17 protein-coding genes are annotated in these 19,707 nt (G+C 67.7%); 5 read left to right on the top strand and 12 right to left on the bottom strand.

The annotated features are described in order from the left end of the window. Positions 1-57 precede the first annotated feature (57 nt). The 6 genes from paaD to pyrH form a co-directional block, all read right to left on the bottom strand. Positions 58-579: a 1,2-phenylacetyl-CoA epoxidase subunit PaaD gene (gene paaD, locus F3H57_RS18200; RefSeq protein WP_149757689.1), complete on the bottom strand. Its 522-nt coding sequence runs from the start codon at positions 577-579 to the stop codon at positions 58-60. Next, on the bottom strand, positions 573-1,421 hold the full coding sequence (gene paaC / locus F3H57_RS18195) for a 1,2-phenylacetyl-CoA epoxidase subunit PaaC (RefSeq protein ID WP_149757687.1): 849 nt from the start codon (positions 1,419-1,421) through the stop codon (positions 573-575). The genes paaD and paaC overlap by 7 nt, the downstream gene beginning before the upstream one ends. Beyond that, positions 1,421-1,705: a 1,2-phenylacetyl-CoA epoxidase subunit PaaB gene (gene paaB, locus F3H57_RS18190; RefSeq protein ID WP_149757685.1), complete on the bottom strand. Its 285-nt coding sequence runs from the start codon at positions 1,703-1,705 to the stop codon at positions 1,421-1,423. The genes paaC and paaB overlap by 1 nt, the downstream gene beginning before the upstream one ends. 60 nt (positions 1,706-1,765) lie before the next feature. Then, entirely contained in the window at positions 1,766-2,758 is a 993-nt protein-coding gene (gene paaA, locus F3H57_RS18185) for a 1,2-phenylacetyl-CoA epoxidase subunit PaaA (RefSeq protein WP_149757683.1), read from the bottom strand. A 91-nt stretch (positions 2,759-2,849) separates the two neighbouring features. Further along, on the bottom strand, positions 2,850-3,749 hold the full coding sequence (locus F3H57_RS18180; RefSeq protein WP_149757681.1) for a PaaX family transcriptional regulator C-terminal domain-containing protein: 900 nt from the start codon (positions 3,747-3,749) through the stop codon (positions 2,850-2,852). A 58-nt stretch (positions 3,750-3,807) separates the two neighbouring features. After that, positions 3,808-4,533: a UMP kinase gene (pyrH, locus tag F3H57_RS18175; protein ID WP_149757758.1), complete on the bottom strand. Its 726-nt coding sequence runs from the start codon at positions 4,531-4,533 to the stop codon at positions 3,808-3,810. A 445-nt stretch (positions 4,534-4,978) separates the two neighbouring features. Here pyrH and F3H57_RS18170 point away from each other — a divergent pair, with 445 nt between their 5' ends. From F3H57_RS18170 to F3H57_RS18150, 5 genes are all read left to right on the top strand, one after another. Then, positions 4,979-6,601, top strand: coding sequence for a peptide ABC transporter substrate-binding protein (locus F3H57_RS18170; RefSeq protein ID WP_149757679.1), 1,623 nt, complete (start codon positions 4,979-4,981; stop codon positions 6,599-6,601). A gap of 133 nt (positions 6,602-6,734) precedes the next feature. After that, a complete protein-coding gene (oppB, locus tag F3H57_RS18165; protein WP_149757677.1) occupies positions 6,735-7,658 on the top strand; it encodes an oligopeptide ABC transporter permease OppB in 924 nt (307 codons plus the stop codon). A gap of 25 nt (positions 7,659-7,683) precedes the next feature. Next, the gene (locus F3H57_RS18160; protein WP_223163132.1) at positions 7,684-8,589 is read left to right on the top strand and encodes an ABC transporter permease subunit; all 906 of its coding nucleotides are present in this window, start codon (positions 7,684-7,686) and stop codon (positions 8,587-8,589) included. A 127-nt stretch (positions 8,590-8,716) separates the two neighbouring features. Beyond that, positions 8,717-9,685: an oligopeptide/dipeptide ABC transporter ATP-binding protein gene (locus F3H57_RS18155; RefSeq protein ID WP_149757673.1), complete on the top strand. Its 969-nt coding sequence runs from the start codon at positions 8,717-8,719 to the stop codon at positions 9,683-9,685. After that, entirely contained in the window at positions 9,682-10,683 is a 1,002-nt protein-coding gene (locus F3H57_RS18150) for an oligopeptide/dipeptide ABC transporter ATP-binding protein (RefSeq protein ID WP_149757671.1), read from the top strand. Before F3H57_RS18155 ends, F3H57_RS18150 begins: the two co-directional genes overlap by 4 nt. 102 nt (positions 10,684-10,785) lie before the next feature. Here F3H57_RS18150 and F3H57_RS18145 read toward each other — a convergent pair whose 3' ends face one another. From F3H57_RS18145 to F3H57_RS18120, 6 genes are all read right to left on the bottom strand, one after another. Then, entirely contained in the window at positions 10,786-12,177 is a 1,392-nt protein-coding gene (locus F3H57_RS18145; protein ID WP_223163128.1) for an Nramp family divalent metal transporter, read from the bottom strand. Between the two features lie 505 nt (positions 12,178-12,682). After that, the gene (locus F3H57_RS18140; protein WP_188129733.1) at positions 12,683-13,531 is read right to left on the bottom strand and encodes an alpha/beta hydrolase family esterase; all 849 of its coding nucleotides are present in this window, start codon (positions 13,529-13,531) and stop codon (positions 12,683-12,685) included. Between the two features lie 115 nt (positions 13,532-13,646). Then, complete coding sequence (gene mdoH / locus F3H57_RS18135; protein WP_149757669.1) at positions 13,647-15,530, bottom strand: glucans biosynthesis glucosyltransferase MdoH; 1,884 nt, start codon at positions 15,528-15,530, stop codon at positions 13,647-13,649. Next, positions 15,518-17,059 carry a glucan biosynthesis protein gene (locus F3H57_RS18130; protein WP_149757667.1) on the bottom strand — a complete coding sequence of 514 codons (1,542 nt, stop codon included), beginning with the start codon at positions 17,057-17,059 and terminating at the stop codon, positions 15,518-15,520. Before F3H57_RS18130 ends, mdoH begins: the two co-directional genes overlap by 13 nt. Before the next feature lie 8 nt (positions 17,060-17,067). Beyond that, complete coding sequence (locus tag F3H57_RS18125; RefSeq protein ID WP_149757665.1) at positions 17,068-18,309, bottom strand: OpgC family protein; 1,242 nt, start codon at positions 18,307-18,309, stop codon at positions 17,068-17,070. Positions 18,310-18,336: 27 nt separating this feature from the next. Next, positions 18,337-19,704, bottom strand: coding sequence for a tetratricopeptide repeat protein (locus tag F3H57_RS18120; protein WP_149757663.1), 1,368 nt, complete (start codon positions 19,702-19,704; stop codon positions 18,337-18,339). Positions 19,705-19,707: the final 3 nt, after the last annotated feature.

The following is a 19,707-nucleotide window of genomic DNA, read 5'->3' as shown; positions in this document are numbered from 1 at the left end:
CCTGGACCGGTCGAACAGGCTTGAACGCTGCGGCAGACATCAGGCTCCCCGTCTTTCTCAGATGCACTTGAAGTAGTCGAAGGGCTCGAGGCACTCGTGGCAGCGATAGGCTGCCTTGCAGGGCGTGGAGCCGTGCTGGCTGAGCTTCTCGGTCGCGCCGGACCCGCAGCGGGGGCATTCCACGACGAGGTTCGTCCCCCCCGCCATCCGCGCCGCGCGCAAGGTGGAGACGTCCTGCGCGGTGCCGTCCACCGGGGGCGCGATGCCGTAGGCGCGCAGCTTCTCGCGGCCCGCGTCGGTCAGCCAGTCGGTCGTCCAGGGCGGCGACAGGCGCCGTTCGATGCGCACCTCTTCGATGCCGCGCGCGCGCAGATGCGCCTCTATCTCGAACTCGATCACGGCGACCGCCGGACAGCCCGAATAGGTCGGCGTCACGCCCACGACGAGCGTGTCGCCCTGCCAGCCCACGTCGCGCACGATGCCCAGATCGGTGACGGAGATCACCGGGATCTCCGGGTCTGGCACCTCGTCCAGCCAGGCGCGCACGGTGGCGGTGTCGGGCAGCGTCTCGGTCACCATTCCGCCCCCGGATAGGCGCGCTGGAGGAACTGCATCTCGGCCAGAAGATAGCCCAGGTGCTCCGTGTGCCGCCCCTGCCGGCCGCCCTTCTGGGCATGGCCGTTCTGCGGCATGTCCAGCGTCGCCTCCTCCAGCACCTCGCCCACGAAGGCGAGCCAGGGCGCGCGCAGATCCTCGGGGCGCGGGGCGATGCCGGCCTTGGCCACCGCCGCGTCCACCGCGTCGCCGGTGCAAAACTCACCGGTATAGGGCCAGAGGATATCGAGCGCGTCCTGCATCCGGGCGTGGCTCTCCTCCGTCCCGTCGCCGAGCCGCACGACAAGGTCGCTGGACCGGTCCAGGTGGTAGGCGACTTCCTTCTTCGCCTTCGCCGCAATCTCCGCGACCTCGGTGACGGCGGAGCCTTCGAGCCGCCCCAGCATCTCGTGGTGCCAGGCGTCGAACAGGAACTGGCGCATCAGCGTGCGGCCGATGTCGCCGTTCGGCAGCTCGACAAGCAGCGCGTTGCGAAAGTGCATGGCGTCCCGCAGATAGGCCAGATCGTCGGCCGACCGGCCCTGCCCCTCCACCTCGCCGGCGAGGTTCAGCCACATCTGCGTGTGCCCGATGAGGTCGAGCGCGGTGTTTGCGATGGCGATGTCTTCCTCGAGCGCGGGCCCGTGCCCGCACCATTCCGACAGCCGATGGCCAAGGATCAGCGTCGTGTCGCCCATCCGGCAGAGCCATTCGAAGAACGCCGGCTTGAGGTCCGGCACCTCCGCCAGCATGTCGCGCGACGCGCCGCGCCTGCCGGCGGCAAGCTCCGTCACGTTCGGCGTCGCCATGTCGGGCAGCGAGGGCATCACATATGCTCCACGTCGTCGGGGATGTCGTAGAAGGTCGGGTGACGGTAGACCTTGTCCTCCGCCGGATCGAAGAGCGGTCCCTTCTCGGACGGGGCCGTGGCGGTAATGTCCGCCGACTTCACCACCCAGATCGACACGCCTTCCTTGCGGCGGGTGTAGACGTCACGGGCATTGCGGATCGCGGTCTCCGCGTCGGAGGCGTGCAGGCTGCCCACGTGACGGTGGTTCAGCCCGTGGGCCGAACGGATGAAGACCTCCCAGAGGGGCCATTCCTTGCGCATCGTCTCCTCCTCAGGTTGGGCCTCTCCCGGCCCGCAAATGCACCCGGTGGGGCGCGCCGCTCACTCCGCCGCGGTGGCCGAGGCCGCGCGCCGCGTCGCCGCCTTCTCCGCGTAGGCCGTCAGCCCCTCGCGGAACCACGCGCCGTCCTCCCATGCCGTCACGCGGGCGCCGAGCCGTTCGCGATTGCACGGGCCGTTGCCCTTCAGCACCTCGTAGAACTCGTCCCAGTCCGGTTCGGAGAAGTCGTAACCGCCCTTCTCCTCGTTCCAGGCAAGGTCCGGGTCGGGCACGGTCAGACCCAGGAACTCCGCCTGCGGCACGGTCTCGTTGACGAAGCGCTGGCGCAGCTCGTCGTTGGTGTTGATCTTGATCTTCCAGGCCATCGACTGCTTGGAATGCACGCTGTCCTTGTCGGACGGGCCGAACATCATCAGCGACGGGAACCAGAACCGGTTGAGCGCATCCTGCGCCATCTCGCGCTGCGCGTCGGTCCCGCGGGCCATCTTCATCATGATGTGGTAGCCCTGACGCTGGTGGAAGCTTTCTTCCTTGCATATGCGGACCATCGCGCGGGCATAGGGCCCGTAGGACGTCCGCTGGAGCGGCACCTGGTTCATGATCGCCGCGCCGTCCACCAACCAGCCGATCGCGCCGATATCGGCCCAGGTCAGCGTCGGGTAGTTGAAGATCGACGAATACTTCGCCTTGCCGGAATGAAGCTGTTCGAACATCTCGTCGCGGCTGATGCCGAGCGTTTCGGCGGCCGAGTAGAGGTAGAGCCCGTGGCCCGCCTCGTCCTGCACCTTGGCCAGCAGGATCGCCTTGCGCTCCAGCGTCGGGGCGCGGGTGATCCAGTTGCCCTCGGGCAACTGCCCTACGATCTCGGAATGCGCGTGCTGGCCGATCTGACGCACCAGCGTCTTGCGGTAGCCCTCGGGCATCCACTCCTTCGGCTCGATCTTCTCGCCCGCGTCGATGCGCGCCTGGAACGCCTGCTCCTCGGGCGTCGGATCGCGATCGGTGGGTTCGGATTTCACCATCTGGGCGTACATGGGGTGCCTCCTGCCGGGGGTGCCGTTGCTAAGAACATAACGCACGAGACGTCACACTTAAAGTACGGATATCCGATTTGGCGTGACGCTTTCAGCGCGCGGGGCCCGCTGCCGGGGCGAGCACCCGGCGCAGGCTCGCAAGACGCGCGCGCGTCGCGTCCGTCTCCGCGGGCAGCGCGCCGCCGGCGTCGACGAAGCTGGCCCCGATATGAGCGTCCGCCATCTCCGCCAGTCTCAGATAGGCAGTCGCGAAAACCGTGCGAGCCTCCGGCCCCGGCCAGTCGCGCGGCAGCGTCCCGACCGGCAGGCGCGGATCGGACAGAACCGCCTGGCGGTAAGCGTGGACGAGCCGCAGGCGAAGTGCGAGGCAGACCTCAGCCTCCGGCAGTGGCCCGGAGCCGAGCGCGGCGGCGACCGGCGCGTAGCGGCGCAGGAAGGCGCGATAGGCCTCGCCCACGCCGGAGAGATCCCAGTGCGCGGCGGCGAACGCCACGGGCGCCTGCCCCGTCAGCGCTGTCCCGGCGACAAGCGGCGCATCGGGCCGGGTGACGTCCGGCCGGTCGGGGGCCAGCGCGAGGTCGGGCGCGATGCGCGCCCAGGCGACAGACGACAGATCCTCCGGCAGCGCCGCTTCCCCCAGCGCGAAGAGCCAGCCGCGCGCCTCCGACCAGGGATCGTAGAAGAGCCGCGCCGCGGCGCGGAACTCCGCCCGCGCGGCGTCCGTGAGCCGATAGAAACTGCGCCGGCCGACGCGCTCGCCGTCGAGCCGTCCCGACGCGACGAGCCGCGACACTGCTGTCCGCGCAAGGCTTTCGGAAATGCCGTGCGCCGCGCAGGTCTCGATCAGCGTGCCCATCGCAAGCGTGCCGCCCCGCGGCTCGGCCACATCGCCGTAGATCGTGACGATGAAGCGCGTGGCGCGCGGCGCCGGTGTGCTCAGCGCATCGCGGATCGCGGTCGGAAGAGGTTCGGCGGACAGGCCGTCGTGCATGTGGGGAGATCCCGGACCGTGCCGCCGGACCCTATCGCGGCAAAGCCGCGCGCGCCACTCAGGCGTCTTCGTAGAAGGTCACGCCGCCGTCGTCGGTGATGGTGGTGCCCACCTGTTCGCCGTTCAGCACGCGTCCGGCCGCGCCGGGTTCGTCGAAGCCGACCACGTGAACGCGCATCCGGTGCTGCTGAGCAAGCACGAGAGCGGCGTGATCCATGAAGGTCAGCCGATCCTTGATCGCCTTCTCGAAGGTCAGCGTCTTGTAGAGCTTGGCATCCGGATCCTTGCGGGGATCGCTGACATAGACGCCGTCGATGCCGTTCTTCATCGCCAGCACGCAGTCGCAGTCGAGCTCGATCGCGCGCTGCACCGACGGGTAGTCGGTGGTCAGGTACGGCTCTCCGATGCCGCCACACAGAAGCACGATCCGCCGCTTCTCGAGGTGCCGCTGGGCGCGGCGGCGGATGTAGGGCTCCCCGATCTGGGGAATGGTGAGCGCCGACATCAGGCGCACCTCGATATCGGAGGTCGCCTCGATCTTGGCGCGGAGGAGGATGCCGTTGGCGATGGTGCCGAGCATGCCGACGTTGTCGGCCTCGACCCTCTCGATGTTCCAGTCCGAAGAGACCGAGCCGCGGAAGATGTTGCCACCGCCGATGACGCAGGCAACCTCCGCCCCGGTGTCCTGCAGCTTCAGGATCTCCTTCACGACCGCCGAAATCGCATCGTCCGAAAAGACGCCGGCGGCACCACTGGCCAAGGCCTCGCCGCTGATCTTGACCATCACCCGCACGTGCCTGCTCCTCGTTTCCGCTAACGCCGCCGGTCTGGTATCGGAGCGCCCCGCGCAAGTCAACGCGCAACGAATTTTATCTACTTTCAACAAGTTGCAAAAATTCGAAATGCCCAACGAACGAACGTCCGGAGACGCGCATGCAAGAACCGACCGAGGGTCCAAGGGTCACTCGGCAGGAAAGCCGCCGACCGCGAATCGCTATTCGCAACATTTGCCAAGCGCAGCCCCCGTCTCGCGTCATGATCGTAAAAGCGCCTGACGGCAGCGCTGCCGTTCCCCTTGCACGCAACCTACGCGGTAGGCAAATTCTGGCCGATACACGTACGCAAACCCGCCTTCCGCAACGATAGGCTTGAAGCCCTCCCCCCTTCGTCCGTCAAATTTGATCATTCCGGGCGGGCAACCGACCCGGGCCATAATTCTATCCGGAGGTATGACACCCGTGCTGAAACACAGCCTCGCCGCGTCCGCGGTCGCGCTTCTCGCCGCAAGCCCCGCCCTTGCCGACAACCCCGTGCCCGAGGGCGTGGAACTGGCCGAAGAGCAGAGCTACACGTTCTGGCTGCTCGACGCGATCAAGTCGATGGATCCGCAGATCAACACCGACGTCGAGGGCTCGGACATCCTGCGCAACCTCTTCGAGGGGCTCTACAACGAGGACGCGCAGGGTGCGCTGGTGCCCGGCGTCGCGACCGATCACACGGTGTCCGACGATCAGAAGACCTACACCTTCACCCTGCGCGAGGATGCGCAATGGTCGAACGGCGATCCGGTCACCGCCGGCGATTTCGTCTATGCTTGGCAGCGCCTTGCCGATCCGGCGACCGCGTCGGAATACGCCTGGTACATGGAGCTGATGCAGATCGAGAACGCCGCCGAGATCATCGCCGGCGACGTGGAGCCATCGGAACTCGGCGTGCGCGCCGTGGACGACCACACCCTCGAAGTGACGATCACCACGCCCCTGCCCTACTTCCCGCAGATGGTGGTGCATGCCTCCACCTTCCCGGTGCATCAGGCGACGATCGAGGAGCACGGCGACAACTGGACCCGGCCCGAGAACATGGTCGGCAACGGCGCCTACGTCCTCGATGAGCACATCCTGGGCGAGCGCGTGGAAATGTCCAAGTCGGGCACCTACTGGGACGCCGAGAACGTGGTGATGGAAAACCTCACCGCGCTGACGATCAACGACGTGAACCAGGCGCTGACCCGCTACCTCGCCGGAGAGCTCGACCGCGTCGACATTCCGGCCGGCCAGTTCCCGCGCCTGAAGGAGGAATATCCCGACCAGGCGACCTCCACCCCATATTCGTGCAGCTACATCTACATGATGAACGTGGGCGACAAGGGCCCCGAGGCGCTCAACGACGTCAACGTGCGCAAGGCGCTGGCCTATGCCATCGACCGCGACATCATCGTGGACCGCATCCTCCAGGGCGGCCAGGAGCCAAGCTACAACTGGACCCACTGGGCTACCGCGGGATTCGAACGCCCCGACCTCGACTGGGCGGACTGGAGCCAGGAGGAACGGCTCGAGAAGGCCAAGGAGCTGATGGCAGAGGCCGGCTACAGCCCCGACGATCCGCTCGAGCTGTCGCTGCAGTACAACACGTCCGAGGACCACAAGAAGATCGCCATCGCGGCGAGCCAGATGCTCAAGGCCATCGGCGTGAACATCACGCTGTCGAACTACGAGTGGAAGGTGCATACCGACCGCATGCAGAGCCAGGATTTCGACCTGGCGCGCTATGCCTGGTGCGGCGACTACAACGAGGCGTCGACTTATCTCGACCTCTTCACCTCGTATTCGGGCCACAACAACGGCGAGTTCTTCAACGACGAGTACGACGCCGTGATGGCGGAGTCGAAGACCGCCGAGGATCCGCTGCCGATGTACCAGGAGGCCGAGCGCATCCTGGCCGCGGAAATGCCGATCATCCCGATCTACCATTACGCCAACGTCGACATGCTGAGCCCCGAGATCGGCGGCATCCCGACCGAGAACGTGATGCAGACCTGGTACGGCAAGGACCTCTACCGCATGGCGGAGTGACGCCGCACGGGGCGCCCCTGCCCGGGCGCCCCGCTCCGGCCCCGCCCGCGGGGCTGCCAGCCGGCCGCACCGCGCTACCTTCCGTCGATTGACCGCTTCACCGCCGCGTCGCCCAGCCTCCGGGGAGCCGCCCATGCTGTCCTATACGTTCAAGCGTCTTGCCATCGCGGTGCCGACGCTCCTTATCCTGATCGTGGTGTCCTTCGTGCTGATGCACGCCGCGCCCGGCGGGCCGTTCACGTCCGAACGCGAATTGCCGCCCGAGGTGCTGGCGAACCTCAACGCCAAGTACGGGCTGGACCAGCCGCTCTGGCGCCAGATCTTCACTTATATCTGGGGCATCGTGACCGAGTTCGATTTCGGCCCGTCCTTCATCTACAAGGACCGCACGGTGAACGAGATCATCGCGCAGGGCTTTCCGGTCACGCTGACCTACGGGATACTGTCCTTCATCGTCGCGGTGGTCGTCGGCGTCACGCTCGGCGTCGTTGCGGCGATCAGGCAGAACTCCGTCCTCGATTATTTCGCGGTGGGCGTCTCGATCGGCGCGCAGGTGCTGCCGAACTTCGTGATGGCCCCGATCCTGGTGCTGACCTTCACGCTCTGGCTCGGCTGGCTGCCGGGCGGCGGCTGGCAGGGCGGCCAGTGGGAATACCTGGTCATGCCGGTGATCGCGCTGTCGACATCGTTCATGGCCTCCATCGCGCGGATCACCCGGTCCTCGATGCTGGAGACGCTGAACATGAACCATATCCGCACGGCGCGGGCCAAGGGCCTGCCCGAGCGGCGGGTGATCCTGCGCCATGCGCTGAAACCCGCGATGCTGCCGGTGATCTCCTATCTCGGGCCGGCCTTCGTGGGGATGATCACCGGGTCCGTGGTGGTGGACGTCTACTTCTCCACCGGCGGCATCGGGAAGGCCTTCGTCGATTCGGCGCTCAACCGCGACTATGCGGTGATGATGGGGGTGACGATCCTGATGGGCACGCTGACGATCCTGTTCAACCTCGTGGTCGACATCCTTTACGGGTGGATCGACCCCAAGATCCGGTACTGAGCCCATGGTCTACGATTCCGAACGCATGGAAGCGATCGCCGAACGGATGGGCGAGGACGAGGTCGCGGGCCGCTCGCTCTGGGCCGATGCGCGGCGGCGCTTCCTGTCCAACAAGGCGGCGATGGTGGGGCTGGTCCTTCTGGTCTTCGTCACGCTCTTCGCCCTCTTCGGCGGATACCTCGCCCAGTGGTCCAACGAAGAGCTCGATTACAACGTCATGGGCGTCGTCGCGCAGGAGGGCGGCCCGTCGCTGGAAAACGGGCATTATTTCGGCGTGGACGAGCTTGGCCGCGATCTTTACGCGCGCACCGTTCAGGGCACGCAGGTGTCGCTCATGGTGGGCCTTGTCGGCGCGCTCGTCGCGGTGGTGGTCGGCACGATGTACGGCGCGACGGCGGGATATGTCGGCGGACGCGTCGACGCGGCGATGATGCGCGCGGTCGATATCCTGATGGCGATACCGTACATGTTCGTGCTGATCCTGATCCTGGTGATGTACGGCCGGTCGATGACGGCGCTGTTCGTCGGGCTCGGCCTGATCTCCTGGCTGGAGATGAGCCGGATCGTCCGGGGCCAGACGCTCAGCCTCAAGAACCGCGAGTTCATCGAGGCGGCGCGAGCGACGGGCGTCTCGGGCGTGACCATCATCCGCCGCCACATCGTGCCGAACCTGCTGGGGGTGATCGCCGTCTACGCGACGCTTCTGGTACCGCTGATGATCCTGACGGAGAGTTTCATCTCGTTTCTCGGCCTCGGCGTGCAGGAGCCGTTGACCTCGCTCGGCGCACTGATCTCGCAGGGCGCGTCGACCATGGCCTACGGCACGATCTGGCAGCTTGCCTTTCCGCTCCTGTTCTTCTGCCTGACGCTCTTCGGCTTCTTCTTCGTGGGCGACGGGCTGCGCGACGCCCTTGACCCGAAGGATCGGTGAGGATGCAGGGCACCCGCGCGATCGACGCGCCCGCCCGGCGGCTACGCCGGGCAGCGCCGGCCCGCCCCCCCGGGGCGGCGCAGCCCGGCCCCACACCACGACCCGCACCGCCAGGAGGCCCCCTGACATGCCCCTTCTCGAGATCGACGACCTGAACGTGTCCTTCGATACCGGCGACGGCGAAGTTCACGCCGTCAACGGCCTGTCGCTGACGCTCGACCGCGGCGAGACGCTGGGCATCGTCGGCGAAAGCGGTTCGGGCAAGTCCCAGACCGCCTTTGCGACACTCGGCCTGCTGGCGAAGAACGGCCGCGCCTCCGGCTCCATCCGTTTCGACGGGGAGGAAATCCTGAACGCCCCCGCGCGCACGCTCAACCGCATCCGCGCCGAGCGCATCGCAATCATCTTCCAGGATCCGATGACGTCGCTGAACCCCTACATGCGCATCTCCGACCAGATGGCCGAGGTGCTGATGCTGCACAAGGGTCTTGGCAAGCGCGCCGCATTGGCCGAGGCGGTGCGGATGCTCGACGCCGTGCGCATCCCCGGCGCGAAGGACCGCATCCGGCTCTACCCGCACGAATTCTCGGGCGGGATGCGCCAGCGGGTGATGATCGCCATGTCGCTGCTGTGCCAGCCCGACCTTCTGATCGCGGACGAGCCGACCACCGCCCTCGACGTCACCGTTCAGGCGCAGATCATGCGCCTCCTGCAGGAATTGCAGGCCGAGTTCGGCATGGCAACCATGCTCATCACGCACGATCTCGGCGTGGTCGCCGGCTTCTGCGAGCGTGTGACGGTGATGTACGGTGGCAAGGTGATGGAGCGCGCGCCCGTCCATCCGATCTTTGCCCAGCCGACGCACCCCTATACGCGCGGGCTTCTGCAGGCCGTGCCGCGCGTCGACCGGGGTCAGGAGACGATGCAGGCGATCCCCGGCAACCCGCCGAACATGGCGCGCCCGCCGTCCGGCTGCCCGTTCCGGCCGCGTTGCGCCTTCGCCGACGAGGATTGCGCGGTGATGCCGCCCCTCGCCCCAGCCGGCGAGGCCCGCGAGCGCGCCTGTCACCGCCCCGTGAAGGAGGTCGCCGCATGACCACGCCACTGATTTCCGCGCGTGACGTGAACGTTCGCTTCCGGATCACCCGGCCCGGCGACATGCCGTGGACGGCGCCGCGCCACTTGCACGCCGTGAACGGGGTGAGCTTCGATCTCATGCCCGGCCAGACGCTCGGAATCGTCGGCGAATCGGGCTGCGGCAAGTCCACCTTGGCGCGCGCGCTGATCCAGATGGCCCCGGCCGAGGGCCAGGTGATCTGGCAGGGCAGCGACGATCTTCTGGCGCTATCGCCGTCGCGGATGAAGCGCTACCGCTCCGAGATCCAGATGATCTTCCAGGACCCGCTGGCCTCGCTCAACCCGCGCATGACGCTGGGCCAGATCATTGCGGAGCCGCTGCGCACCCATCGCCCCGACCTCGGCCGGGACGAGGTGAAAACACGTGTGCGCGACATGATGGACCGCGTCGGCCTGCTGCCGCAGATGATCAACCGCTACCCGCACGAGTTCTCGGGCGGGCAATGCCAGCGCATCGGCATCGCCCGCGCGCTGATCGTGGAGCCCAAGCTGCTGATCTGCGACGAGCCGGTCTCGGCGCTCGACGTGTCTATCCAGGCGCAGGTGATCGAGCTTCTGCAGGAGCTTCAGAGCGACCTCGGCCTCGCGATGATCTTCATCGCGCACGACCTGTCGGTGGTGAAGCACATCTCGGACGAGGTGATGGTGCTCTATCTCGGCCGGATGATGGAAAAGGCACCGTCGGAGCTTCTTTATGCCGACCCGCAGCACCCATACACGCAAGCGCTCATGTCGGCGGTGCCAGTCCCGGACCCGGTGATCGAGCGCGAAAAGACGATCATCCCGCTGCACGGCGATCTGCCCTCACCGATGGCGCCGCCCTCGGGCTGCGTCTTTCGCACCCGCTGCCCGCGCGCCGAAGCCGCCTGCGCCGAGGAGGTGCCGCAGCCCGGGCGCGGCCGGCACCAATGCGCCTGCCTCTTTCCCGGCCGCCTGACCGCCGAGGAGGTGGCCTGAAGCGCGACCGTGCGGCGCCAGCCACGTCGCCACACTTCCGATTAGAAAACGCCGCGCCGGGACCTCTCCCGGCGCGGCGCCACTTTTTTCAGGGATCTCAGCTTAAGCGATGGCCATCGCGATCAGCACGTAGATCGAGACGATTGCCAGCCCGATGGTCCCGGTCCAAGCCAGACCCAGCATGAACTTACCGGGCATGTGCTCACGCTCTTCGGGCGTCTCGAAGCCGTCCGTGACCGCCTTGATCGTCATCCAGTAGATGATCGGCGAGAAGATCAGCGCGAGGATCGACGCAGCCTGCACGACGACGATCGGCTTGGGCATGCCGAACATCACGGCCGCACCGCCGATGACCCAGAGCACCTGGAAGCCCCGGTTGATCAGCTTGCGCGTCGTCGGCTTGTCCCAGTCGGTCTTCAGGCGGACGCAGCATTCCTCGAACACGCGGGCCTGACCGTCGAAATAGGTGAAGACGGTCGAGAACAGCGCGGCGATGCCGCCGGCGATGATGATCGGGAACACCCAGGCGCCGAACGTGTCGGTGTAGATGCGTGCGATGGTCACGCCCATCTCGCGGCCTTCGGGAACGAGGCCGATCGGGTTCAGCACGACGGCACCGACGATCACGAACACCATGCCGGTCAGAGCGGCGACGATGTAGGACACGTTCATGTCGCGACGGTACAGGGTCATGGAGTTCTTCATGTAGTCGGGGTGAACCTCGACCTTGTACCCCTTGGCCCGCATTTCCTTGACGTAGACCATGCCGCTTTTCTTATCGACGGCCCAGTTCGACTGCATCGCCGAGACCTCGGTCGTGGTCGGGAAGTACCCGAACATCGACCCGAAGAGGATCATCGCACCGGCAGGTGGCAGGGTCGGCAGCAGCCGCGACAGGTAGTCGGCGGCGGGCGGCGCCTGCAGCGCGAAGGCGACGAACGACGACAGCGCGAAGACGATGATCGCGACCTTCACGATGCCTTCGAACACGCTGTACTTGCCGAGCCACAGGATGGCGATCGTCACCAGCAGGACGAGCATCGACCAGGCTTCGAGCGGCATGATCGGGAACGCGGCCCAGAGCATCGCGCCGCAACCCAGGGCACGGCCGGCGATGCCGAATGTGTTGGCCAGCGATTGGAAGCCCAGGTACCAGAACGGCCATTTGCCGAGACGCGCATAGGCGTTCATGATCGTCTCGCCCTTCACCATCGTGTAGCGGTGGGCAAACTCGAAACAGCAGTACTTCAGGATGTAGGCGACGGGGACGATCCAAAGCAGCGCATAGCCGAACTGCGCACCCGCTGTCGGCCCGTGCATGATGTGGCTGGCGCCGATCCCCGTCATCGCGGCGGCGATGCCGGGACCCGCGTTCTTCCAGGTGTCGGTCAGGGTCGTCCCCGGCGCGTCGATGTAGATGTCGCTGCCCCGTTGCGCGTCGTCGTCCGAAGCGCTCGGACCCGCGACACCGGGGTTCGTCAAAGTGTCAGTCAAGTCTTGTCCTCCCAGACATGAAACATGTCCCCCCAACAAACGACTGCATCCGGCGAATCAAGTCTTGCCGAATGTGATGCCGTCCCCGTCGGGCGAATGCGGTTGTCTTGGGGCATGGTGACGATTCGCGAATGCCGACACCGCGTCGCCGAACAGCCCGCGCTGGTACGCTGGCATACCACACACCAAGTGGCAAGATAATTGATGTTTGTGGGATGGTCAATTAACCGGCGGTCCGCGGAGAACCGCCGAGAACAAATTCATCAGACTTAACAGTGGCTAATGTTCCCTCCGCTTTGCCCGGCCAAGGAATGCGCCTCATGGTCCAAGTCGCGGAAAGCCGGGCACACCGGACGTCCCGGGCACGCCCAGTACCAGCCGGCGCCAGGCGTCCGGGCGCTCGCGATAGGCCTCGACCGCGGACAAACTGCCTCCGGCGGGTCGGTCGATGCGAAGCCGTCAGCGACCTGCCGGACGGGGCGACAGGGGCCGGACTCCCGCCCGCTCAGCGGGCCTCGAACCAGTCGAGCGCCATCCTCGCCCAACCCGGCGGCACGGCGTGCCCGCCGTCGAAGAGCGCGAATGCAAGCCTCGCGCCATCGACGCAGGAGGTCCAGTCCTTGCGCCAATAGGTCCCGTCGTCGCCGAACGTGTCCGCCTGAAGACGGCACCCGCCCGCCTGGCGCCAGAGATCCATGGCGTACCAGACATCTCCCTGCGCAACCGCATCCGGAGCCTCGAGGTTCTCGCCCCGCAGGAGCCGTCCTTCGAGCGGCACAGTCCCGTCACGCCAGCCATGTGTGTGCAGAAGTCGCACCGGGCCCGCGCAGCCCTCGGGATGCGGCCGCCAGAAGCTGCCCGATACCGGTGCGTAGGCGGCGAACGCCTCGGGCTCCGCACAGGCGAGATAGCTGGTCATCGACCCGCCGATGGAGAACCCCGCCAGCAGCATCTTGCCCGCATCGAGGTCGAATCGCGTTGCCGCGTCGTCGCGCACCTCCGTAAGGAAGGCGATCTCGTCACGACGCTGCGGGCGGTCCGGATGAAACGCCCAGGTTCTGCCCGATCGACCTTCGCGCGGGATGCCGTCCGGCGCGATCACGGCGTAACCCCGCGCCAGCGCCGTCTCGACCACGCCGCGCATGGTCAGCGTGCCTTCGCCGGATGCCCCCCAGCCATGAATGAACATGAGCGCCGGGGCGCCCTCCGCGGGCATGTCCGGCTGCTCCACATGGTAGGTGCCGGCCTCGACCTCACACGGCTCGGCCACCGGGCCGCAGCCGGCTTCGGCGGCGACGGCGCTCATGGCGCCGAGGCAGGCAAGCGCAGCGATGCGAAGGATCGGCACGGGCATGGGCACCTCTTTCGACATGGACGACGGACGACGAAGCCGGGGGCGCGGCTGCACCCGCCCTCCCCCTATGTGACGCGCCGCGGGCATGCGTCCACGGCCTGAGACACTCGCACCGCTACTCGGCGGCAATGGACGCCGCCTCCGGCGCCTCGATAAGCACGCGCAGGCGGGCGCGCTCGGCACGGGCGCGGGTCTGCACCCGCGGCTCGCGCAAGCTGAGCGGCGTCTCGAGGCGCAGCGGCGCCACCCGGCATTCGGACACGCGCAGGCCGGAGAGGCGCGACAGCACAACCGCCGCCGTCAGGCTGGCCGCAACCGGTGCGAGCCAAAGGGACAACAGACCCGCCCCCATGCCGATCAGCATGCCCGCGCCCAGCAGCGTCTCCAGCCAGTGAAAGCGCAGCAGCGTGGCCCAGCCATGAACAGCGCGACCGCGCCGTTGCGGTGCCCAGGGGTTCGGCCTGCCGAACGCCGCACGCAGGACCGCCACGCTCTGCTGAACCATCAGGATCGGCGCGTAGAGGATGGCGAGCGCGATTTCGGTCAGCGTCGTCGCCGTGAACCGCGCCGCCCCGCCGTAAAGCCGCACCACCCCACGCGTGCCGGCCAGAAGCGCCGCCGCTGCGATCTTCGGCAGAAGCAGCATCGTGTAGATGAACAGCAGGAACCAGCCGCCGTCGATCCGGCTCATCTGCGGCCAGACCGGGTAGAGCGGGTTGGAGGTGCTGAAATAGCTCACCGGCGCATCGGCCGTCATCGGCAGGAAGATGGCCCAGACGACCAGCAGCACGATCCAGGCCGGCGACAGAAGGTAGGCGAAGGCCCCCTGCACCATGTGAAAGCGCGAGATCGGGTGGAAGCCGCGCGCGCGCAGGAGCCGCAGGTGCTGCATGTTGCCCTGGCACCAGCGCCGGTCGCGCAGGATGTAGTCGATCAGCGTCGCCGGAGTCTCTTCGAAGGAGCCGCCCGCGCGCGGCAGGAAGCGCACCGCCCAGCCGGCGCGGCGCAGCATCCCCGCCTCCACGAAATCGTGGCTGAGGATAAGCGACTCGCGCCCCCCGCGCCCGCGCAGGTATGGCAGGCGCGCGCTGTCGGCGAAGGCGCGGGTGCGGATGATGGCGTTGTGGCCCCAGTAATTGCCTTCGGACCGCGACCAGAGCGCCAGCCCCTCGGCCAGAAGCCAGCCGTAGACCGAGGTGGCGAATTGCTGCATCCGGCCGAACAGCGTCTCGGCCGAGATCAGCACCGGGAAGGACTGCACCAGCCCCGCATCGGGATCCCGCGCCAGTGCGTCGGCCAGCATCCGCAGCCCCGCGCCGGTCATCAGGCTGTCGGCGTCGAGCACGACCATCGCGTCCCAGTCGGCGCCCCAGCCGGCGATCCAGTCGTTGATGTTGCCGATCTTCTTGTCGGTGTTCTCGGCCCGCCGGCGGTAGTGCACGTGGATGCCCGGCTCGCTGCGCAAGGCGGCGACGGCGCGCCGCTCTGCCGCCGCGATGGCCTCGTCGCCGGTGTCGCTGAGGATGAAGAAGGCGTAGTCGTCGCCGTGCGGCCCCTGCGCCAGTTCGCGCCGCATCGCCGCGACGTTGCCCATCACCTCCCACGGGCATTCGTTGTAGACCGGCACCAGGAGCGCGATGCGCTGGCGTGGCCGCGGCCCCGAGGGCGCGGGGGTTCGCCCCAGCCAGAGCCGCAGCATCGCCATCAGCACCGCCGAGACCGACAGCGACACCCAGATGAAGGTGAAACCGATCAGAAGGACGACGAGCCCTTCCTGAACCGTGAAGCCGCCCGACCGGAACCAGCGCGCGATCCCGAAGATCAGCGACAGCGTGATCGCCACCGCCGGGCCGAAGGCGCCGAGCCGCCAGGCGATGTCGGACAGCCGCCAACGCGGCAGCTTGCGCGGCGCCTCGGGACGGGTGCGGAAGCTCTGTTCGCGCATCGCAAGCGGTGCGCGTGGTGGCATGAAGCCGGGATCGGGGGTCAGGCGGTCCATCTGTACAGCCAGACCTCGCTCAGCGGTGCGCCGTTAATCCGCAGCTGCGCGCGCATCTCCACCTGCGAGGCGTCACCCGGATGCAGGGTGAAGGCCAACCGGGCGCCACCCGTTTCGGGATTGCGCTGGAGGATCGCCGGGCTGATCTCTCCGCCCGTGCCACGCGCCAGCGCATCGACCTTCGACAGATCGTCCGGCAGCGCATCGCCGTCCTCGAAGTCGATGGCAAAGCGCAACCCGCCGTCACGGGCCGCGCCCGCGCGGGTGTTGAGCACGCGCAGCCCGGTGCCGTAGTCGCTTTCCTGCGACCATGTCATGTCATAGGCGAAGACGCGCGACGCGCCGGGGCTCATCGGCTCTGCCGGGCGCCAATAGGCGACGATGTTGTCGTAGACCTCGTCATCGGTCGGGATCTCCACCAGCGTCACCGCCCCCGGCCCCCAGCCGTCCCGCGGCGCGATCCAGAGCGACGGCCGCCGGTGATAAAGTGCCTGCAGATCGCCGTAATCCTCGAAATCGCGCGCCCGCTGCATGAGGCCGAAGCCGCGCGGATTGTCGTCCACGAAGGAACTGATCTGCAGGTGCTTCGGGTTTGCGAGCGCGCGCCACAGCGTCTCGCCCGCGCCGTTGTGGATCAGCAGCCCGTCGCTGTCGTGGATGGCCGAACGGAAATCCGAGAACCGGTCGCGGTTGGTCTCGTCGAACTGGAACATGGAAGTCAGCGGCGCGAAGCCGACATGGGTCAGCTGCTCGCGCGCGAAGATCTCTACCTCGACGCCGATTTGCAGGGCCTTGCCCGGTTTCAGGACGAAGCGGTAGGCGCCGGTCGCGCTCGGGCTGTCGAGAAGCGCGTGGACGACGATGGAATCGGCGCCCGGCCGCGGCCGTTCGATCCAGAAGCGGCGGAACTCGGGGAATTCCTCACCGTCGGGCTCGGCGGTGTCGATGGCCAGCCCGCGCGCCGACAGGCCGTAGATCTCTCCGGTGCCGATGCCACGGAAATAGCTCGCGCCCTGGAACACGGCGAATTCGGTAAAGATGTCGGGATGTTCGAGCTCCGCCCGCAGGCGGAAGCCGGAATAGCCCAGCGTGTCGTCGATCGGCAGGTCCGGGAAGCGGTCGGAGCGGTCGAAGACTTCCAGATCGAAGGCGATGGGCCGCGCCTCCCCGGCCTCGACGATGTCGATGTCGATGGGCGTCGGGAAGTAGAGGCCGGGTGCGAAGACGTCGAGGCGGAAGGGCTCTTTCCCGCTCTGGTTCCACAGCGCGTTGCGCGGGTCGAACCAGATCGCGCGGTAATCGTCATAGTCGATCTGGTTCCACGCCTCGGGAACGCGCTGTGGCGCCTCGTAGGGCGCGGCGGCCCGCTGTCGGGCAAGCTCGCGCACGTCGTCGGGCGCGAAGGGCGACGGATCGCCGAGCCGCAGGCCGGGGACGTGATCGTTGCCCGCTTCGCCTTCAGGATCCTGCGCCTGCACGCGCGTTGCAAGGCAAGCCGCCAGACCGGCCAGGACCTCTCGTCTGAACATGTTAAATCCTATGTCTTCGCCTGTCGCCAGGGCTGCGATTTGAACCAGCCGACCGCATACGCCATCGCGACAAGGATCGCCGCACCGCAGCAGTTAACGAGGAACATCGACAGATGGTTCCGCCCGACGACGTCGAGAACGGCGCCGAGGACGCGCGCCAGGAACATCGAGGTGATGAAAATGGCGAGCGATTGCTGACCCACTTTCAGGATCGCCGCGAGGCCCGCGCGCCACATCCGCGCGACGGCGCCGTCCCCCGGCGGCGGCTTCAACCGCTCGCCCGCGGGGCCGACCGCGATCCAGGCGACATAGGCCAGCGCGAGAAAGTGCAGGTAGCGCAGCACGCCGAAATCGGTCTTCCAGCTCAGCGGCCGGATCTCGGGATAGAGGCCCATCGCCCACTCCGCCGCCGCCGGCCAGAGGATGCGCAGAAGGTCGACGACGCGCGGCGAGGACAGCGGCGTCGTCACCACAAGAAACGCGATGCAGATCCAGATCAGCCAGCGCAACCGCGGCGGCGCCGGCAGCCAGCCGGTCATGAACGCGAACCCGGTGAAGAACACGAGCTGCCAGCCGAACGGGTTGAAGAACCACTCGCGGTTCGACCAGGGCTCTGCCGGGAAGGCCAGCACCTGCGCCTGCGCCAGCGCCCAGACCGCGATCACCGCCGCCGCGCCGAGCCATCGGTGCACATTCACCAGCGCCACCAGCACCGGCATCATCGCCAGGATCACCAGGTACATCGGCAGGATGTCGAAATAGTTCGGCACGTAGGTCAGCGTAAGCAGCGCCACGAGGTTCTGCTGCGTGTCCTCGAAGAACGGATAAAGGTTGAGCTGGCCGACATAGTCGCGCGCGAAGGCGCCGGTGGCGTCCATCGCCGCAACATAGGCGGCGATGGCGAGGAAGAGCCCGATATGCGCCCAGTAGACCTGCCAGCAGCGAAACGCGATCCGCGCCGTGCCGAGCCACCAGGACCGTTCGCGGAACACCCGGCCAAAGGCGATGGCCGAGGCCATGCCCGAGCAGAAGACGAAGATCTCCGTCGCGTCGGAGAAGCCGAAACGCGCCGGAATCCAGCGCGTCACCCAGTTGCCGGGCACGTGCGCTATGAGGATGATGAACATCGCCAGTCCGCGGAAGAAGTCGAGCCGGGGGTCGCGGATGCGGGCGCGCGGCGCATTGTGCGCGGCGAGCGTGGGCGGCGTGGTCTGGGCGGCCGGCGCCGCGTCGCTCTGGGCCAGTGTCATTTCGGTCGTTTCAATCCGGCGGCGCGGTCATTGCGCGGCAAAAAGCGGGTTCTGCGCGCCGCGAGTCGCCTCGGCCAGCGCGGCCATGCGGCTTTCAGCAAAAGCGTCTGCGCGGCCCGAGCGCAAGGCCGTCCGTTCCGCGAGGATCGCCGCCACCGCCTCGTGACAGCCGGCGCGCAGGCCGGCATCGACGGTAATCCGTTCGAACACGTCGCGCTGCGCATGGCTGCCGCCGATCGTGCGCATGTGGGCGCGCGCCGCCACGAGCCGGGCGAAGGCGCTGGCATACTGGCCCTCTCCGAACGCGGCGAGACCCTCGGCGGCGGCGACCCCGGGATGAGCGGCGATGCGGCCCGTCTCGGTCGTGCCGTCGCCGCGCGCGGCGATCCGCGCGGCCAGCCGCGCCGCCGCCCCCGGTCGGTCGTCGCCGGCCAGTGCCAGCATGTAGTGCAGATCCGCGAAAACGAGGCAGCCGTCCGACAGCCGCGTCTCGGCAAGGTCCGCCAGTTCTGCCCAGCGCCTCCCGCAGGCCACACCCTCCAGTTCCAGCCGCATCAGCAGCGAGGCGGCGTTCGCGAAATCGCGGTAATCGTCGGTCTTCTCGTGGCGGATGCGGGTGTCGTAGAGATCGAGGACAGTTTCGTGCTCCCCCCGGTCGAGATGCAGCAACGCCTTGTGCCACCAGACATGGTAGCGGAAATTGTTGCAATGGCCCCAGGCCGCGCGGTTGCCCTCGATCAGGGCGATGCCGGCATCCGGCCGGTGCGTCATGTCGTGGACATGCGCGACCGCGTGCAGGCCCCAGGCGTCCGCCGGTGCGTGGCGCAGCCCGCGCAGGCCGACCGCCTCGGCCTCTGCGTAGTCCCCCGTTTCTTCCAGCGCGAAGGCGTGACAGCCGAACGCGTAGCCGAGGAGTGGGTGCTCGGCATCGTGCCCGTCCAGCGCGCGTTCCACCGATCGGCGCATCCCCGGCCCGTCGCCGAGGATGAAGCGGATGCCGTGCACGACCTTCATTGTCAGCGTGTCGGCTGGGTTGGCGACCAGCACCCCCTCCAGGTGAAAGACCGCGCCGCCCGGTTGCCCGGCCAGCCAGCAACCCAGCGCCGCTACCCACGCCCGCGCGCGCGGCGGCGCGTGACCCTCGCGCAGCCCTCGCTCGGCGCGTGAATGCGCCGCGCGCGCCGCCTCGGTCATCTCGCGCCGGCCGAGCATCAGGCAGAAGAGACCCTTGGCCGCCAGCGGCAGCGGCGCATCCGGCTCCAGCGCGAGCACCCGGCCCAGGAGTTCGGGCGCGGCGGCGCCGTGGCTCAGGACGGCGACCACCATCCTGTCCCAGGCCTCCGCGGCCTCCGGCGTCTCGAGACCGGTCTCGGCGCGGCAGATGTCGAAAGGCATGGC

It is taken from the genome of Roseivivax sediminis (assembly GCF_900112685.1).
GTDB classification, from domain to species: domain Bacteria; phylum Pseudomonadota; class Alphaproteobacteria; order Rhodobacterales; family Rhodobacteraceae; genus Roseivivax; species Roseivivax sediminis.
This window is presented reverse-complemented; position numbering and strand designations above follow the sequence as displayed.

Bases quoted from the DNA above. Each gene is read 5' to 3' on its own strand.
- paaD (WP_149757689.1), bottom strand. From the start codon at position 579: ATGGTGACCGAGACGCTGCCCGACACCGCCACCGTGCGCGCCTGGCTG.
- paaC (WP_149757687.1), bottom strand. From the start codon at position 1,421: ATGCCCTCGCTGCCCGACATGGCGACGCCGAACGTGACGGAGCTTGCC.
- paaB (WP_149757685.1), bottom strand. From the start codon at position 1,705: ATGCGCAAGGAATGGCCCCTCTGGGAGGTCTTCATCCGTTCGGCCCAC.
- paaA (WP_149757683.1), bottom strand. From the start codon at position 2,758: ATGTACGCCCAGATGGTGAAATCCGAACCCACCGATCGCGATCCGACG.
- F3H57_RS18180 (WP_149757681.1), bottom strand. From the start codon at position 3,749: ATGCACGACGGCCTGTCCGCCGAACCTCTTCCGACCGCGATCCGCGAT.
- pyrH (WP_149757758.1), bottom strand. From the start codon at position 4,533: ATGGTCAAGATCAGCGGCGAGGCCTTGGCCAGTGGTGCCGCCGGCGTC.
- F3H57_RS18170 (WP_149757679.1), top strand. From the start codon at position 4,979: ATGACACCCGTGCTGAAACACAGCCTCGCCGCGTCCGCGGTCGCGCTT.
- oppB (WP_149757677.1), top strand. From the start codon at position 6,735: ATGCTGTCCTATACGTTCAAGCGTCTTGCCATCGCGGTGCCGACGCTC.
- F3H57_RS18160 (WP_223163132.1), top strand. From the start codon at position 7,684: ATGGAAGCGATCGCCGAACGGATGGGCGAGGACGAGGTCGCGGGCCGC.
- F3H57_RS18155 (WP_149757673.1), top strand. From the start codon at position 8,717: ATGCCCCTTCTCGAGATCGACGACCTGAACGTGTCCTTCGATACCGGC.
- F3H57_RS18150 (WP_149757671.1), top strand. From the start codon at position 9,682: ATGACCACGCCACTGATTTCCGCGCGTGACGTGAACGTTCGCTTCCGG.
- F3H57_RS18140 (WP_188129733.1), bottom strand. From the start codon at position 13,531: ATGCCCGTGCCGATCCTTCGCATCGCTGCGCTTGCCTGCCTCGGCGCC.
- mdoH (WP_149757669.1), bottom strand. From the start codon at position 15,530: ATGGACCGCCTGACCCCCGATCCCGGCTTCATGCCACCACGCGCACCG.
- F3H57_RS18130 (WP_149757667.1), bottom strand. From the start codon at position 17,059: ATGTTCAGACGAGAGGTCCTGGCCGGTCTGGCGGCTTGCCTTGCAACG.
- F3H57_RS18125 (WP_149757665.1), bottom strand. From the start codon at position 18,309: ATGACACTGGCCCAGAGCGACGCGGCGCCGGCCGCCCAGACCACGCCG.
- F3H57_RS18120 (WP_149757663.1), bottom strand. From the start codon at position 19,704: ATGCCTTTCGACATCTGCCGCGCCGAGACCGGTCTCGAGACGCCGGAG.